Source organism: Vagococcus silagei (genome assembly GCF_004795745.1).
In the GTDB taxonomy this organism is placed as follows: Bacteria; Bacillota; Bacilli; order Lactobacillales; family Vagococcaceae; genus Vagococcus; species Vagococcus silagei.
The window spans coordinates 96,666-112,184 of record NZ_SDGV01000004.1 but is presented as its reverse complement, the minus strand read 5'-3'; the positions used below and the strand labels follow the sequence as shown (position 1 = coordinate 112,184).

The 15,519-nt window shown below is 36.3% G+C and carries 18 protein-coding genes; all 18 read left to right on the top strand.

What is annotated here, in order from left to right; genetic code table 11:
- The first annotated feature begins 253 nt into the window (after nt 1–253).
- The 18 genes from secG (at nt 254) to ESZ54_RS01950 (ending at nt 15,518) form a co-directional block, all read left to right on the top strand.
- Complete coding sequence (gene secG, locus ESZ54_RS02035; RefSeq protein WP_136136007.1) at nt 254–490, top strand: preprotein translocase subunit SecG; 237 nt, start codon at nt 254–256, stop codon at nt 488–490.
- A gap of 69 nt (nt 491–559) precedes the next feature.
- Nucleotides 560–1,306, top strand: a complete 747-nt coding sequence (locus ESZ54_RS02030; protein WP_136136006.1) for an alpha/beta hydrolase — start codon at nt 560–562, stop codon at nt 1,304–1,306.
- Nucleotides 1,303–3,675, top strand: coding sequence for a ribonuclease R (gene rnr / locus ESZ54_RS02025; protein WP_275426533.1), 2,373 nt, complete (start codon nt 1,303–1,305; stop codon nt 3,673–3,675). The genes ESZ54_RS02030 and rnr overlap by 4 nt, the downstream gene beginning before the upstream one ends.
- 12 nt (nt 3,676–3,687) lie before the next feature.
- Nucleotides 3,688–4,152, top strand: a complete 465-nt coding sequence (gene smpB, locus ESZ54_RS02020) for an SsrA-binding protein SmpB (protein ID WP_136136004.1) — start codon at nt 3,688–3,690, stop codon at nt 4,150–4,152.
- 321 nt (nt 4,153–4,473) lie between these two features.
- Nucleotides 4,474–5,193 (top strand): F0F1 ATP synthase subunit A, encoded by a 720-nt coding sequence (gene atpB, locus ESZ54_RS02015; protein ID WP_136136003.1) that lies wholly within the window; start codon nt 4,474–4,476, stop codon nt 5,191–5,193.
- Nucleotides 5,194–5,238: 45 nt separating this feature from the next.
- On the top strand, nt 5,239–5,451 hold the full coding sequence (atpE, locus tag ESZ54_RS02010; RefSeq protein ID WP_136136002.1) for an ATP synthase F0 subunit C: 213 nt from the start codon (nt 5,239–5,241) through the stop codon (nt 5,449–5,451).
- Between the two features lie 77 nt (nt 5,452–5,528).
- Nucleotides 5,529–6,050 carry a F0F1 ATP synthase subunit B gene (atpF, locus tag ESZ54_RS02005; protein WP_136136001.1) on the top strand — a complete coding sequence of 174 codons (522 nt, stop codon included), beginning with the start codon at nt 5,529–5,531 and terminating at the stop codon, nt 6,048–6,050.
- Nucleotides 6,043–6,585 (top strand): ATP synthase F1 subunit delta, encoded by a 543-nt coding sequence (atpH, locus tag ESZ54_RS02000; protein WP_136136000.1) that lies wholly within the window; start codon nt 6,043–6,045, stop codon nt 6,583–6,585. The genes atpF and atpH overlap by 8 nt, the downstream gene beginning before the upstream one ends.
- 30 nt (nt 6,586–6,615) lie before the next feature.
- Nucleotides 6,616–8,148 (top strand): F0F1 ATP synthase subunit alpha, encoded by a 1,533-nt coding sequence (atpA, locus tag ESZ54_RS01995; protein WP_136135999.1) that lies wholly within the window; start codon nt 6,616–6,618, stop codon nt 8,146–8,148.
- Between the two features lie 22 nt (nt 8,149–8,170).
- Nucleotides 8,171–9,088, top strand: a complete 918-nt coding sequence (locus ESZ54_RS01990) for a F0F1 ATP synthase subunit gamma (RefSeq protein ID WP_136135998.1) — start codon at nt 8,171–8,173, stop codon at nt 9,086–9,088.
- An 18-nt stretch (nt 9,089–9,106) separates the two neighbouring features.
- The gene (gene atpD, locus ESZ54_RS01985; protein WP_136135997.1) at nt 9,107–10,513 is read left to right on the top strand and encodes a F0F1 ATP synthase subunit beta; all 1,407 of its coding nucleotides are present in this window, start codon (nt 9,107–9,109) and stop codon (nt 10,511–10,513) included.
- Nucleotides 10,514–10,528: 15 nt separating this feature from the next.
- Complete coding sequence (locus tag ESZ54_RS01980) at nt 10,529–10,957, top strand: F0F1 ATP synthase subunit epsilon (RefSeq protein WP_136135996.1); 429 nt, start codon at nt 10,529–10,531, stop codon at nt 10,955–10,957.
- A 58-nt stretch (nt 10,958–11,015) separates the two neighbouring features.
- Nucleotides 11,016–11,264: a DUF1146 family protein gene (locus ESZ54_RS01975; RefSeq protein ID WP_136135995.1), complete on the top strand. Its 249-nt coding sequence runs from the start codon at nt 11,016–11,018 to the stop codon at nt 11,262–11,264.
- A 100-nt stretch (nt 11,265–11,364) separates the two neighbouring features.
- On the top strand, nt 11,365–12,663 hold the full coding sequence (gene murA, locus ESZ54_RS01970; protein WP_136135994.1) for a UDP-N-acetylglucosamine 1-carboxyvinyltransferase: 1,299 nt from the start codon (nt 11,365–11,367) through the stop codon (nt 12,661–12,663).
- A gap of 18 nt (nt 12,664–12,681) precedes the next feature.
- A complete protein-coding gene (locus ESZ54_RS01965; RefSeq protein ID WP_136135993.1) occupies nt 12,682–12,861 on the top strand; it encodes a DNA-directed RNA polymerase subunit beta in 180 nt (59 codons plus the stop codon).
- A 125-nt stretch (nt 12,862–12,986) separates the two neighbouring features.
- Nucleotides 12,987–13,286 carry a membrane protein insertion efficiency factor YidD gene (gene yidD / locus ESZ54_RS01960; RefSeq protein WP_136136146.1) on the top strand — a complete coding sequence of 100 codons (300 nt, stop codon included), beginning with the start codon at nt 12,987–12,989 and terminating at the stop codon, nt 13,284–13,286.
- Nucleotides 13,287–13,434: 148 nt separating this feature from the next.
- Nucleotides 13,435–14,619, top strand: coding sequence for an ABC transporter substrate-binding protein (locus ESZ54_RS01955; protein ID WP_136135992.1), 1,185 nt, complete (start codon nt 13,435–13,437; stop codon nt 14,617–14,619).
- Nucleotides 14,620–14,642: 23 nt separating this feature from the next.
- Nucleotides 14,643–15,518 (top strand): branched-chain amino acid ABC transporter permease, encoded by an 876-nt coding sequence (locus tag ESZ54_RS01950; RefSeq protein WP_136135991.1) that lies wholly within the window; start codon nt 14,643–14,645, stop codon nt 15,516–15,518.
- Nucleotide 15,519 lies beyond the last annotated feature (1 nt).

Below are 15,519 nucleotides of genomic sequence, written 5' to 3'. Positions count from 1 at the left end.
CAGATGTCGGCTTTTTTGTATGGTTCGTTCTAGATGTTGGTTGTACTTTTTTGGATAGTCGATATTTTTGAAGCATGGGTTCAGCGCCAAGCCAATTCTAGTATTCAGACAAAAAGCGTTAGTTTCGTATGTTTGTCTTGCTGCTCATCTCAAAGCGTCTGCTTCACCATTTTGATTTTTATCTAGTTTTTTTATACGGGGTGTGTTAAAATTAGTAGGATAAGAATTAGATTGTAAAAGACGGAGGTATTGTATGGATAAAATCTTATTAGTCATTATGCTTATTTTATCTGTCTTGATTATTGTAGCGGTTATGTTACAACCAAGTAAACAAAATAGTGCTGCTAGTGCTTTTTCTGGTGGTGCAAGTGAATTGTTTGGTAAATCAAAAGCTAGAGGATTTGAAGCGTTTATGCAACGTGCAACTGCGGTTTTAGGTGTATTATGGGTCGCACTTGCAATTGTATTAGCATTTTTATCTTCAAAATAAAAAGTCTCCTGTTAGTGCAGGGGCTTTTTTTATTAAATGAATATTTTAGAAATAAAGGAGGTATGTTGTATGAATGGATTATTTTTACCAAAAGGACCGAAGGCGGTTCTTCTACTTCATGCTTACACAGGAACCCCTAATGATGTTAGAATGCTAGCACGTAAATTAGAAAAAGAGGGTTATACAGTATTGGCACCACTTTTTACGGGCCATGGAACAATGGATCCACGTGATATTTTATCCCAAAATCCATTAGAATGGTGGCAAGATGCCAGAAATGCGATGCAATTTTTAATCGATAAAGGGTATCAGGAAATCGCAACGTTTGGTTTGTCATTAGGCGGAATTTTTGCAACAAAGTTAATGGAAGAGTATCAAGACGTTATCGTCGGTGGGGGCTCTTTTAGCTCACCTATTTTTCCAAGTGAAAACCATAATATTTTCCCTAACTTTTTGGCGTATTGTGAAATAATCTTTAACCGAAAGGGTTTGAGTCAAGAAGAGGTTGAATTTGAGTTGAAAAAATTAACGGATCCGTTATTGACACAATTGAGTCTAATCAATGATGTAACCAAAGATGTTTATCATGGCTTAGATAAAATTGATTGTCCAGTCTTTTTAGCACAGTCAGCTCAAGATGAAATGATTGAAGCAAGTCACGTTTATCGTATTGCTGAAAAATTAGCGCATCTTGATCACGAAATTCATTGGTACGCTAAGAGTACACATGTTTTGACTGTCAGTAAAGATCGTCACCAATTCGAGCAAGATATGATTTACTTTTTAAGTAAACTAGCATGGGATGTGACAGAGTGAAAACAACAATTAAAACAAATATAATTGAATTTATGAAAAATAGTAATAAAAAGTCTTTTTCAATGGAGCTACTTGCTGAAAATCTAGGCTTACAAAAAAGCCAAGATTTTAAAGTATTAGTTCAAACGATTGCACAAATGGAACGTGAAGGAACCGTTTCATTTAATCAAAAAGGTAAAGTAAGATTGGTAAATAAGGAAACCACTTTAGAAGGTAAGTTTCGAGCGAATGAGAGAGGTTTTGGCTTCGTAACCGTAGAAGGTGAAGACCAAGATATTTTTGTTCCTAAAAATGATACCAATTTTGCTTTGGAAGGCGATCAAGTTGAGATTGAGATTACAACAAGTGGCGATCCTTTGAATGGGAAAGCTGCTGAAGCGAAAGTAAAAAATATTTTAACGCGTGGGACGACGCAAGTGGTAGGAATTTTCACCTTATTTGATGAAGATGAAATTAACGAATCACATTTGTATGGCGTTGTCGTGCCGAAAGATAAAAAATTAGCATCATATCGTGTTTTTGTAACGGCGCAAGGTATTAAACCAGAAGATGGAAGTGTCGTGATAGTTGAAATTACTCACTATCCAGCACCTGAATATACCAATAGCTTTGAAGGTTTAGTCTCAAAAGTGGTGGGGCATAAAAATGATCCAGGTATGGATATCTTGTCAATTGTCTTACAATTGGGGATTCCAACTGATTTTGATCCTGAAACTTTGGCCGAAGCTGAAAAAATTCCAGATGTGGTTTTAGCAGAAGAATTGGTTGGCCGAAAAGATTTGCGTCAAGAAACGATTGTCACGATTGATGGTGCTGAAGCAAAAGATTTAGATGATGCGGTGGCCATTAAAAAGTTAGACAATGGCAACTATTTTTTAGGTGTTTATATTGCTGACGTGAGTCATTATGTGACTGAAAATAGTGCGTTAGACCGTGAAGCTTTAGCTCGTGCAACGAGTGTTTACTTAACTGACCGAGTGATCCCAATGTTACCGCGAAAATTATCAAATGGTATTTGTTCTTTGAATCCAGATGTTGATCGTTTAGTGATGGGTTGCGAGATGGAAATAGACCCAAGTGGTCTGGTTGTCGCACATGACATTATCGAAGGAGTGATTCATTCAACCGCGCGTATGACTTATACTGCAGTTAATGAAATCCTTGATAATAGTAATGAAGAAACTTTAGCTAAATATTCAGAGTTGGTACCATTCTTTGAAAATATGGCCGAGTTACATCATATCTTGGAAGAAAAAAGAACTAGACGCGGTGCAATTTCTTTTGAAAGTCGTGAAGCACAAATTATTGTTGATTCCGATGGTCATCCTGAAGATATTGTATTACGTTCAAGAGGAGTTGGAGAACGTTTAATCGAGTCATTCATGTTGGCAGCTAATGAAACTGTCGCAGATCATTATACGACACTTCAATTACCGTTTATTTATCGGATTCATGAACATCCTAAAGAAGAAAAGATGCAACGCTTCTTTGAATTTTTAACAAACTTTGGTTTAATGATTACGGGAACAAAAGAGGAAGTTGCGCCTAAAGAGTTGCAAAAAGTGTTAGATGAAGTAGCAGATCGACCTGAAGAACCAGTTATTAATATGATGCTTTTACGCAGTATGCAACAGGCGAAGTATTCAGAAACACCAGTTGGTCACTATGGTTTAGCTGCAGAAGACTATACGCATTTTACGTCGCCAATTCGTCGTTACCCGGACTTACTTGTTCACCGTTTGATTAAGGAATATCGTAAGTTACCAGTGAGTCAAAAGACAATGGATAAATGGGATAGTTTAATTCCAGAAATTGCAGATCGTAGTTCTCAAATGGAACGTCGTGCAGTTGAAGCGGAACGCGCAACAGATAGTCTGAAAAAAGCTGAATTTATGCAAGATAAGATTGGTGAAGAATTTGATGGAATTATAACGTCGATAACGAAATTCGGTATTTTTGTTGAATTGAATAATACTGTCGAAGGCTTGATTCACGTCAACCAAATGAAAGAAGATTACTTTCACTTTTTCGAAAGTCATTTAGCACTAGTTGGTGAGAGAACAGGCGTCGTGTATAAGATTGGTCAAGAGGTTGTCATTAAAGTTACGAAGTCTGATCCTGAGACTCGTGAAATCGATTTTGAATTGATTTCGGCAGAGCCACTTGAAGTTTCGCTTCAAGAAATGAACACTTATAATAGTAGAAAACAATCGAAAAATAAACCGAATTCGCCGAAAAGAGGTCAAAGCTCAAAACGTGAGCAGGACAATCATCCGCGTAAAAAAGGCAAAAGCAAAGGTAAAGGAAAACAACCTTTTTATAAAAAAGTCGCAAAAGGTAATAAGAAAAAGAAAAAAGCAAAAAAATAGAAGGTGATAGAAATGCCTAAAGGTGAAGGAAATATAATAGCACAGAATCGAAAGGCGCGCCATGATTATACCGTCATTGATACGATTGAAGCTGGGATTGTATTAAAAGGAACGGAGATTAAATCCATTCGTCAACGACGCGTGAACTTAAAAGATGGCTTTGCTAGAGTGAGAAATGGCGAAGTTTATCTGATGAATGTCCACATCAGTCCCTATGAGCAAGGTAATTTGTTTAATCATGATCCCTTAAGAACGCGCAAATTATTGATGCATAAACGTCAGATCAATCGCTTGGTTAATGAAACCAAAAATACCGGTGTCACACTGGTACCATTAAAGATTTATATCAAAGACGGTTTCGCCAAAGTCTTAATTGGGGTTGCAAAAGGTAAAAAACAATATGATAAACGTCAAGATTTGAAGCGTAAAGACATGAAACGTGAAATTAATCGTGAATTGAGAGAACGTCAAAAATAACGACAACTTAAACTTATTTTTATTCTACCGATAAGGAGGATAGAGATAAGTTTTTGTTTAAAGAACACGCGTTACAAAAATTTACTCAAATCGCCAAAAACCTTTGTAAATATATGATGAAAATGGGTGAAATTTCATGATTTTACTTTGTGTTATTTCGAATTTGGTGGTATCATATTCCTAGTTGATTCAAAATACTTGACAGTCAACTCGCGAATTGAAAGTCGCTTTTTTATTTTACAATAAATTAGCGATTTATAAGAACTTTTCTTACAAGACTCTCGTAAGACAGGTATTTAGAACAGAAAAGGGGTGAGGTCTATGGAAGAGGTATCTTGGATAGTAAATATTGGGGGCATTTATTTTGATATGACAGTCTGCATTATGATTGTACTAACATGTTTAATTGTTTTTGGCATTGTTTATTTTTGTAGTCGGAATCTTCAAATGAAACCAAAAGGCAAGCAAAATGTGTTAGAATTTCTAATCGATTTTGTCCGTAATATTGTAGCCGATAATATTCCGAGGAATGAGGTTAATAACTATCTTTTACTCGGGTTTACATTCTTTATGTTTATCTTGGTATCTAACCTTTTAGGTTTAGTAACCAAAGTAATATTGTTTCCTGGAGAGATATCATTATGGAAGAGTCCGACAGCAGGTCCACTAGTGGCACTAACATTAGCCTTTATCTCAATTATTTTGTCAAACTATTATGGTCTGAGGAAGCAAGGAGTTAAAAACTATTTTGTGAATAGTTTTATGAAGCCAACCGCGATTCTGTTACCAATTAAATTAATTGAAGAGTTTACCAACGTATTAACGCTTGGTCTTCGGTTATACGGTAATATTTTTGCTGGTGAAGTGTTATTGACATTAATTGCTGAGTTGGGTGCATCTGGTCCGTTTAAGGCCATTGCAGCTCTACCAATGGCGGTAATTTGGGACGGTTTCTCTGTCTTCATTGGTGGTGTACAAGCATTTATCTTTGTTACATTAACAATGGTTTACTTATCCCATAAAGTGGAAACAGAACATTAGTACAATTTTTAAATTTAGAAAACAATTTTTAGGAGGAAAACAATAATGCAATATTTAGCAGCAGCTATCGCAGTTTTCGGAGCAGCTATTGGAGCGGCTTACGGTAATGGTAAAGTAATTTCAAAAACTCTTGAGTCAATGACTCGTCAACCAGAAATGTCAGGACAACTAAGATCAACTATGTTCATCGGTGTAGCCCTAATTGAAGCGGTTCCAATCTTAGGTGTGGTTATCGCATTATTATTAGTCTTCAAATAATATCTAATAGGGTGTTTAAATACACCTATAGAGTGTCATAAAGAACTGACACACGAGGAAGGAAGTGTAGTAAGGATATGAACAATCAATTATTGATTGCGAGCTCTGGACAAACTACGCTTAGTACGATTCTTTTTGTTACTGTTTCGTTTATAGTATTAATGCTAGCTTTGAAAAAATTTGCATGGGGTCCAATTGTCAACATGATGGACGAACGTCAACAAAAAATATCTGACGATATTGATAATGCAGAAAAAGCAAACAGTGAAGCAAATGCTCTGGCTAAACAACGTGATGATGAGTTAATAAAAGCACGTACTGAAGCGCAAGTTATTATTGCTCAAGCCAAAGAAACGGCTGAAAATAATGCACACGCCATCATTGTGGATGCTGAAAAGCATACCAAGAGAATGAAGTTACAAGGTCAAGAAGATTTACGACTTGAGCGTGATCGAATGATTGAAGATGCAAAAAAAGAAGTGGCTGAATTATCAGTGCAAATTGCTTCTAAAATTTTGAAAAAGGAATTATCGGCAGCGGCTCATCAAGAGTTGATTCAATCAAGTATTGAAAAGCTAGGAGTCGATAACGATGAATAGACAATATGCAGTAGCACGTACTTATGGAAAAGCAATATTTACTGAAGCACTAGAGATGAATGAATTAATCGAAGTGTATCAAGAATTACTTAAGCTTCGTGACGTTTTTTCTCGTGTTCCCGATTTAGGAGAAATTCTAACAGATGATCGTTTATCTGTTTTTGAAAAAGTAAATATTATTAAAGATTTAGAAGGAAACTTCAGTGATACAGTCGCAAAATTTATTCACACGGTTTATGACTATGGACGTATGGATGAATTTCCTGAGATTATCGACTCGTTTGAAGAGCTTTATTATAACCATTACGGCATTGTGCTTGTCGATGTAACGACAGCAGTTGCTTTAACAATGGATCAACGTCATGAGCTAGAAGAAAAACTAGCGACACAATTTCATGCGAATAAAGTTATTTTACGTCCGAGAATCGACCCAGCTATTATGGGTGGCGTGATTGTTGAATCTGAGCATCGAGTAATCGACCAAAGTATCCGAACTCAGTTAGAAAATGTGAGAACTGAGTTGTTACGCGGTTAGAACTCATTGATAAAGTGAGAGGTGAAATACATGAGTATTAAAGCGGAAGAAATTAGTTCGCATATTAAACAACAGCTTGCTAAATACGAACAGTCTCTAACGGTCGATGAAGTTGGTACGGTTTCATACGTTGGGGATGGTATTGCACGTGCTTACGGTTTAGAAAATGCTATGTCAGGCGAGTTATTAGAATTTGACAATGGCGTCTTTGGGATGGCTCAAAACTTAGAAGCTGAAAGCGTAGGGATTATCATCCTTGGTGAGTTTGAGCAAATCCGTGAAGGGGATAAAGTTAAACGAACTGGCAAGATTATGGAAGTGCCTGTTGGCGATGCCTTAATCGGTCGTGTTGTTAACCCTTTAGGACAACCAATTGATGGTCTTGGTGAAATTCATACTCGTAAAACACGTCCAATCGAAGCTGCAGCACCTGGTGTTATGGCGAGAAAATCGGTTGACCAACCGTTACAAACTGGTATTAAAGCGATTGATGCTTTAGTTCCAATTGGTCGTGGTCAACGTGAGCTTGTAATTGGTGACCGTAAAACTGGTAAAACTTCAATTGCGATTGATGCAATCATTAATCAAAAAGATCAAGATATGATTTGTATTTATGTTGCAATTGGACAAAAAGAATCAACAGTAAGAAACCAAGTGGAAACACTTCGTAAATATGGTGCTCTTGATTATACAATTATTGTATCCGCAAGTGCATCTCAACCTGCACCATTATTGTACCTAGCGCCTTATGCTGGAACTGCAATGGGTGAAGAATTCATGTACAATGGAAAACACGTTTTAGTTGTGTTTGATGATTTATCTAAACAAGCAGCAGCTTACCGTGAAATTTCATTACTACTTAGAAGACCACCAGGTCGTGAAGCGTTCCCAGGGGATGTTTTCTACTTACATTCACGTCTATTAGAACGTGCGGCTAAATTAAATGATAATTTAGGTGGCGGTTCAATGACAGCTTTGCCGTTCGTTGAAACACAAGCAGGAGATATTTCTGCTTATATTCCAACAAACGTAATCTCAATTACAGATGGTCAAATTTTCTTAGAAAGCGACCTGTTCCGTTCAGGTGTTAGACCTTCAATCGATGCTGGTTTGTCAGTATCTCGTGTTGGTGGTTCTGCCCAAATTAAAGCAATGAAACAAGTTGCCGGAACATTACGTCTTGACTTAGCAAGTTACCGTGAATTAGAAGCCTTTACGCAATTTGGTTCTGATTTAGATGCGGCAACACAAGCTAAATTAAACCGTGGTAAACGTACAGTTGAAGTCCTAAAACAAAATGTGCATGAACCATTGGCTGTTGAAAAACAAGTCTTGATTCTATATGCGTTAACAAAAGGATTCTTAGATACAGTTCCTGTAAATGATATTTTACGTTTTGAAAAAGAACTTTGTGAGTATGTTGAAAACAACTATCCTGCAATTTTTGATACAATTAAAACGTCTCATAACTTACCGGAAGCTGAAGATATGAATAAAGCAATTGATGAATTTAAAGAAATCTTTAGTTCAACTAAATTTTCAGTTGCAGATGAATTGAAATAATCAAAGAAAGCGGTGATTGAAAATGGGCGGCTCACTTATTGATATTAAGAAGAGAATAGCTTCAACAAAAAAGACCAGTCAAATCACTAGCGCGATGCAAATGGTTGCAGCGTCTAAATTGACGAAATCTGAACAATCATCCAGACGTTTTCAAGAATATGCTTCAAAAGTAAGATCGATTACCACGCATTTAGCGTCATCTCAATTGGAAGGTATCGCTAATACAAGCGACCCAAACTTTGAGAATAACCTTAAATCGTATAACCAATTATTGGTTGAGCGACCAGTTAAAAAAACAGGTTATATCGTGATTACTTCGGATAAAGGTTTAGCAGGTGGTTACAATAGTGCTATTCTTAAAAAAACACTAGAGATATTAAAAAATGATCATGATGGAAATGATGATTTTGTTTTGATGGCTATCGGTAGTACGGGTGCAGAATTTTTCAAGCATCGTAATATGCCGATTGCATATGAATTAAGAGGACTAAGTGATTATCCAAGCTATGATGAAGTGCGTAAAATTGTGAACTCTGCGATTCAAATGTACAATAGTGAAATTTTTGATGAATTATATGTTTGCTATAATCACCATGTAAATACTCTTTCCTCAGCATTCCGTGCTGAAAAAATGCTACCAATCGTCGATTTGGATGCGAGTGAGGCAGCAGTTTACGAGCAAGAGTATATTATGGAGCCTGACGAGGAAGCAATTTTGAATACACTGTTACCTCTCTATGCTGAAAGTTTAATTTATGGAGCAGTCCTAGACTCTAAAACAGCTGAACATGCCTCTAGAATGACAGCAATGAAGAGTGCGACTGAAAACGCCACTAATATTATCGATGATTTAACAATTTCGTATAATAGAGCTCGCCAAGCAACAATTACTGAAGAAATTACGGAAATTGTTGGTGGAGCGGCAGCATTAGAAGATTAACGGGAAGGAAGACGATTAATGAAAATAGGAAAAATAGCCCAAGTCATTGGCCCGGTTGTTGACGTATCATTTCCCTTAGATCAATCGTTACCTGATATAAATGATGCTTTAGTTGTTTATAAATCAGAAAACAAACAAAAAGTTGTTCTTGAAGTGACGTTAGAACTAGGAGATGGTGTCGTAAGAACGATCGCCATGGAATCAACAGATGGCTTACAACGTGGAATGGAAGTTGTATCAATGGGTCAACCAATTAGTGTGCCCGTTGGTAATGAAACGTTAGGTCGTGTCTTTAATGTTTTGGGTGAAACAATTGATTTAGGTGAAGAATTACCAGAATCAATGGCTAAGAAAAGTATCCACACAAAGGCACCAAAATATGAAGATTTAAGTACAAACACACAAGTGTTGGAAACAGGTATTAAAGTAATCGACTTATTAGCACCTTACTTAAAAGGTGGTAAAATTGGATTGTTCGGTGGTGCCGGTGTAGGTAAAACTGTATTAATTCAAGAGTTAATTCATAATATCGCGCAAGAACATGGTGGTATTTCTGTATTCTCAGGCGTTGGAGAACGTACTCGTGAAGGGAACGACCTTTATTTTGAAATGAAGGACTCTGGCGTTATTAAGAAAACAGCAATGGTGTTCGGTCAAATGAACGAGCCACCTGGTGCCAGAATGCGTGTTGCGTTAACAGGTTTAACAATGGCTGAGTATTTCCGTGATGAAGAAAAACAAGATGTGTTACTCTTTATTGATAACATTTTCCGTTTTACTCAAGCGGGTTCTGAGGTATCTGCCCTTTTAGGTCGTATGCCTTCTGCCGTTGGTTACCAACCAACATTAGCAACAGAAATGGGTCAATTACAAGAACGTATTACGTCAACAAAAGACGGTTCAATTACATCAATCCAAGCGATTTATGTACCAGCCGATGACTATACTGACCCTGCTCCTGCAACAGCGTTTGCCCATTTAGATGCAACAACTAACTTGGAGCGTCACTATGCAGAACAAGGGATTTACCCAGCGGTGGATCCATTAGCTTCTTCTTCAAGTGCCTTAGAACCAAGTATCGTTGGTGAAGAACATTACCAAGTTGCAACTGAAGTTCAACGTTTATTGCAAAGATATAAAGAATTACAAGATATCATTGCTATCTTAGGGATGGATGAATTGTCTGATGACGAAAAAGTTGTCGTAGGACGTGCAAGAAGAGTTCAATTCTTCTTATCACAAAACTTTAACGTTGCTGAACAATTTACAGGCCAACCTGGTAGTTATGTAACTTTAAGCCAAACGATTAGTGGATTCAAAGATATTCTTGCTGGTAAATATGATGATTTACCTGAAGAAGCGTTCCGTAACGTTGGACGTATCGAAGAGGTCGTTGAAAAAGCTAAAAAAATGGATATTAATTAATAGGGAGAGATGAAAATGGGTTCTTTCGTAGTTAATATCGTAACACCTGATGGGATCATTTTTGACCATCATGCTAAATATTTAGTTGCAAATACTGCAGCAGGCTCATTGGGAGTCTTACCTAACCATGCGCCGTTAATTTCACCATTAGAGATTGATGCTGTTCGGATTGATCTTGAAGATGATTCAGATCATAAATCAGAATGGGTCGCAGTAAACGGTGGAATTATTGAAATTCGTGATAATGTTGTTTCGATTATTGCGAATAGTGCTGAAACAGAAGAAAATATCGACATTGCACGTGCGAAAGCAGCTAAAATTAGAGCTGAAGAAAAAATCGCAGCGGCAAAAGAAGCAAGTGATCATGGCATCGACATGGACCGTGCTGAAATTGCACTACATCGTGCGATTAACCGATTAAATGTAGCTAATAAAAGAAGATAAAGGGGATTTCCCTTTATCTTTTTTTTTCAAATTAATAAATACTAAGAGAGGGATTAGGATGGGATTTAATATTTATGGAATTGACACATTAGTTGCTTTTGTCAGTCATTGTTTTTTTATCTATTTATCATTTTGGGCATTACAATCACTCCGAATGGATCAAATATTTAAAAAAGGTGTAAATTATGACATGAAAATCAAAATACTTTACATTTTGTTTTCAATTGTGATTGGATTCACAGTTAGCAGTTTTTTCCTTGATGTTATTTTTATGACACGAAATTTAATTCAAGGGTTAATCGTTTAACGAAATTAATGAGAATAGTCATTAAAAATACCATTTTATTTTTTTCCATGGTATAATTGGGAAGGTTTAAATAATTCCTTATATTTTTGGAGGGAGAATTATGGGATATATTATTGTTCGCCGGTCAGATAAACTTACCGGAGAAGTAAAAATTGAAGGTGCAAAAAATGCTGTTTTACCAATATTAGCTGGAACTTTGTTAGCTGATAAAGGTGTGTCAGTTGTTAAAAATGCACCCATTTTATCAGATGTATTGATGATGAACCAAATGATCAATCATTTGAATACTGAAGTAGAATTTGATCAAGAAAAAAATATTATTAGTGTTGATGCTACAAAAGAATTAAACTGTGAAGCTCCGTTTGAATACGTATCTAAAATGCGAGCTTCAATCGTCGTGATGGGTCCTTTATTAGCTAGAACAGGTCATGCTAAAGTAGCAATGCCTGGTGGCTGTGCAATCGGCACTCGTCCGATTGATTTACATTTAAAAGGTTTCCAAGCATTAGGTGCAACTATTACTCAAGAAAACGGATTTATAGAAGCTAAAGCTGATAAGCTTAAAGGTGCACGAATTTATCTCGATTTTCCAAGTGTAGGTGCAACACAAAATATCATGATGGCTGCTGTTAAAGCAGAAGGAATCACAACAATTGAAAACGTTGCGCGTGAACCTGAGATTGTTGATTTAGCAATTTTCCTTAATAAAATGGGTGCTAAAATCACAGGTGCTGGAACAGAGACACTACGTATTGAAGGTGTGACTGAATTAAGCGGTACCGAACATACAGTGGTTCAAGATCGTATTGAAGCGGGTACGTTCATGGTTGCTGCAGCTGCAACTGGTGGTAATATCTTAATTCAAGAAGGATTGATGGAGCACAACAAACCATTAATTTCAAAATTGAAAGAAATGGGTGCAACTGTTGTTGAGGAAAATGAAGGAATTCGTGTGATTGGACCTAAACGTCTGATTGCAACTGATATCAAAACTTTACCTCATCCTGGTTTCCCAACAGATATGCAAGCGCAAATGAGTGTCTTGTTAACATTGGCTGATGGATCAAGTGTCTTAACTGAAACAGTTTTCGAAAATCGTTTCCAACATTTAGAAGAGATGAAACGAATGAATGCAAAATTTGATATTTCAGGTAACATTGCCCATATTGAAGGTGTCACACAGCTTCAAGGTGCGGAAGTTTCAGCAACAGATTTAAGAGCAGCAGCAGCATTAATCTTAGCAGGTATGCGTGCTGAAGGCTTAACAAAAGTCACACATCTGGAGTATTTAGATCGTGGCTATTACAATTTCCATAAAAAACTTCAAAAATTAGGTGCAAATATTGAACGAATTTCTGAGGATGAAGCAACAGTTTCTAAAGTAACTGAAAAAGTTTAGCAACAAGGAGGACAAATAATGAAAATGACCGGCAAGAAAATACTATCACAATTAACTTTAGTATTAATTTGTTTAGCATTTTTAGTCATTTTATTTTTTGTAGGGATTTTTATCGGCTATGTCTTTTTAGGTAAGGGTCATCCTTCTGAAGCGTTTAATGTCGCAAATTTCCAACATATCATGGATTTTATCAAGTAAAAATTATTCAAAAGGTTATAGGTTGAATCAATTGTTTTTAAAAAAGGAGTATGACATAATAATGTCACGCTTCTTTTTTTTGAAGAGTTGATGCAAGATTGTTGATTATATGAGGAGTGTTGGTTATCAAAAAAATTGTCATTTTACCGGTTCGTTTTTATCAGAAGTTTATTTCCCCCCTTTTTCCAAGAAGCTGTCGTTATTATCCAACTTGTTCGCAGTATATGATTGATGCGGTCTATACACATGGTGCTTTGAAAGGCTTTTTAATGGGGACGTCTAGAATTATGAGGTGCCATCCATTCGCCAAAGGTGGGATTGATTATGTGCCTTTGAAATTTTCTTTACGTAAAAACTATGATGAAACCTACCGCGGACCCTATACGGTAAGAGTGAAAAAAGGCGAATCCAAAATCAATTCTTAATGTTAACCTTAGTGTTAATTTTAGGGATTGATTTTTTTTATTTACTAATAATTCGAAATATTCTGACAATTCTGTTGACTTTAATATTTAGATAGCTTATATTATTAAACAACTTATAAAATTTTGAACGATTAGAGGGTGTTGAAAGATGAAAAAATTAATGGTCGTGGGATTACTCTTAGCATTTTTATTATCAGGTTGTGGCGTACCCGGTGGAGGAGCAGCCGGTGGTGGTGCGGCAATTTTATATAAGGCACAAGAAGAAAGCGAAACTGTAAAAATTGGACTTAATCTCGAATTATCAGGAGCAGTGGCTTCATACGGGAATCAAGAGAGAGATGGCATTATGCTTGCGACAGAAGAAATTAATAAAGATGGCGGAATTAATGGTAAACAAATTGAACTTGTCACCAAAGATAATAAATCAGATACAGCCGAAGCTGCATCTGTCGCTTCAAGCTTAACGACAAAAGAACAAGTTGTTGTGATTGTTGGCCCTGCAACATCTGGTGCTTCAAAGGCAATTATACCTAATATTACTAAAACACAAACACCTGCAATCACACCTTCTGGTACTGATGATGGTATTACAGTCTTGAATGGAAAGGTGCAAGAGTATATTTTTAGAGCAAGTTTCCAGGATTCGTTTCAAGGTGTCATCTTAGCAAATTATGCTTATGAATCGTTAAATGCTAAGAAAGCCGTCATTATCGGAGATGTTTCAAGTGATTATGCCAAAGGATTAACTAAATCTTTTAAAGATACGTATCAAGGAGAGATTGTCGCTGATGAAAAGTTTAGTCAAAAAGATAAAGATTTCAAAGCGATACTGACCAAATTGAAAGATAAAGATTTTGATTTTATTTATTTACCTGGTTATTACGAAGAAGCAGGGTTAATTATAAAACAGGCGCGTGAAATGGGCATTAAACAACCTATTTTGGGAGCAGATGGTTTTTCTGATGAAAAATTGGTGACAATTGCTGGGGCAAAAAATATGAATCAAATTTTTTATACTTCTCACTTTTCCGAGAAAGCACCAGGATCGGATAAAGTTGTCCAATTTATTAACAATTTTGAGGCAAAATATGGTAAAAAACCAAGTGCATTTAATGCTCTAGCTTATGATTCGATTTATATGATTAAAGCATCACTTGAAGGCGAAGCGAAGATGAATAGCGGTGTTTTAACTAAAAATTTAAGTACACTAATTGATTTTGAAGGCGTTACTGGAAAAATGACAATGGATAAAAATCATAATCCGCGCAAGCCAGCTGTGGTTATTGGATTAGAGAAAGGCAAGCAACATTCAGCAGATGTTGTTGAACCTTAAAGGGTTAGAAAGGGTGGTTTTGAATGGATATCATACAACAATTTATTAACGGGTTATCATTAGGAAGTGTCTATGCCCTTTTAGCTTTAGGTTATACCATGGTTTATGGCATCATTAAATTGATCAATTTTGCCCATGGCGAAGTTTATATGATTGGAGCCTATGTGGGATACTATGTGATTAATACCTTTAAGTTAGGTTTAGTTCCGACCTTGATTATTTCGATGGTTATTTGTGCGATTCTTGGCGTTTTGATTGAGTACTTTGCCTATCGACCATTAAGAAAATCAACACGTATTGCAGCACTGATTACGGCAATTGGTGTCTCGTTTTTGATTCAATCATTAATGATTTATTTTGTTGGGGCGGATACACTACCGTTTCCTCAAATTATTGATAATCAAAATTATGATTTAGGTCTTTTTGAAATTAGTAAAATTCAAATTATTATTTTACTGACTTCATTAAATTTAATGGTTTTACTCCAACTAATTGTCCAAAAAACAAAAATGGGTAAAGCAATGCGAGCGGTGAGTGTCGATGCTGACGCTGCGAAACTGATGGGCATTAATGTGAATCATACAATTTCTTTCACATTTGCAATTGGTTCGTCGTTAGCCGCAGCAGGAGGCATTTTAATTGGTCTTTACTATAACAGTATTGATCCGATGATGGGTGTTGCGCCAGGACTTAAAGCCTTTATCGCAGCTGTATTTGGTGGTATTGGGATTATTCCAGGAGCGGCACTTGGGGGCTTTTTAATTGGCCTAATTGAAACTTTTATTAGTGCACTGGGTTTTACAGCTTACCGAGATGCAGCCGTTTATGTCATTTTAATTATCATATTATTAGTACGTCCTGCAGGATTGCTAGGAAAAAATGTCAAAGAGAAAGTGTAGG

What these genes read in the sequence shown, in the direction of transcription:
- secG (WP_136136007.1), top strand. Translation starts at nt 254, where the DNA reads ATGGATAAAATCTTATTAGTCATTATGCTTATTTTATCTGTCTTGATT.
- ESZ54_RS02030 (WP_136136006.1), top strand. Translation starts at nt 560, where the DNA reads ATGAATGGATTATTTTTACCAAAAGGACCGAAGGCGGTTCTTCTACTT.
- smpB (WP_136136004.1), top strand. Translation starts at nt 3,688, where the DNA reads ATGCCTAAAGGTGAAGGAAATATAATAGCACAGAATCGAAAGGCGCGC.
- atpB (WP_136136003.1), top strand. Translation starts at nt 4,474, where the DNA reads ATGGAAGAGGTATCTTGGATAGTAAATATTGGGGGCATTTATTTTGAT.
- atpE (WP_136136002.1), top strand. Translation starts at nt 5,239, where the DNA reads ATGCAATATTTAGCAGCAGCTATCGCAGTTTTCGGAGCAGCTATTGGA.
- atpF (WP_136136001.1), top strand. Translation starts at nt 5,529, where the DNA reads ATGAACAATCAATTATTGATTGCGAGCTCTGGACAAACTACGCTTAGT.
- atpH (WP_136136000.1), top strand. Translation starts at nt 6,043, where the DNA reads ATGAATAGACAATATGCAGTAGCACGTACTTATGGAAAAGCAATATTT.
- atpA (WP_136135999.1), top strand. Translation starts at nt 6,616, where the DNA reads ATGAGTATTAAAGCGGAAGAAATTAGTTCGCATATTAAACAACAGCTT.
- ESZ54_RS01990 (WP_136135998.1), top strand. Translation starts at nt 8,171, where the DNA reads ATGGGCGGCTCACTTATTGATATTAAGAAGAGAATAGCTTCAACAAAA.
- atpD (WP_136135997.1), top strand. Translation starts at nt 9,107, where the DNA reads ATGAAAATAGGAAAAATAGCCCAAGTCATTGGCCCGGTTGTTGACGTA.
- ESZ54_RS01980 (WP_136135996.1), top strand. Translation starts at nt 10,529, where the DNA reads ATGGGTTCTTTCGTAGTTAATATCGTAACACCTGATGGGATCATTTTT.
- ESZ54_RS01975 (WP_136135995.1), top strand. Translation starts at nt 11,016, where the DNA reads ATGGGATTTAATATTTATGGAATTGACACATTAGTTGCTTTTGTCAGT.
- murA (WP_136135994.1), top strand. Translation starts at nt 11,365, where the DNA reads ATGGGATATATTATTGTTCGCCGGTCAGATAAACTTACCGGAGAAGTA.
- ESZ54_RS01965 (WP_136135993.1), top strand. Translation starts at nt 12,682, where the DNA reads ATGAAAATGACCGGCAAGAAAATACTATCACAATTAACTTTAGTATTA.
- ESZ54_RS01955 (WP_136135992.1), top strand. Translation starts at nt 13,435, where the DNA reads ATGAAAAAATTAATGGTCGTGGGATTACTCTTAGCATTTTTATTATCA.
- ESZ54_RS01950 (WP_136135991.1), top strand. Translation starts at nt 14,643, where the DNA reads ATGGATATCATACAACAATTTATTAACGGGTTATCATTAGGAAGTGTC.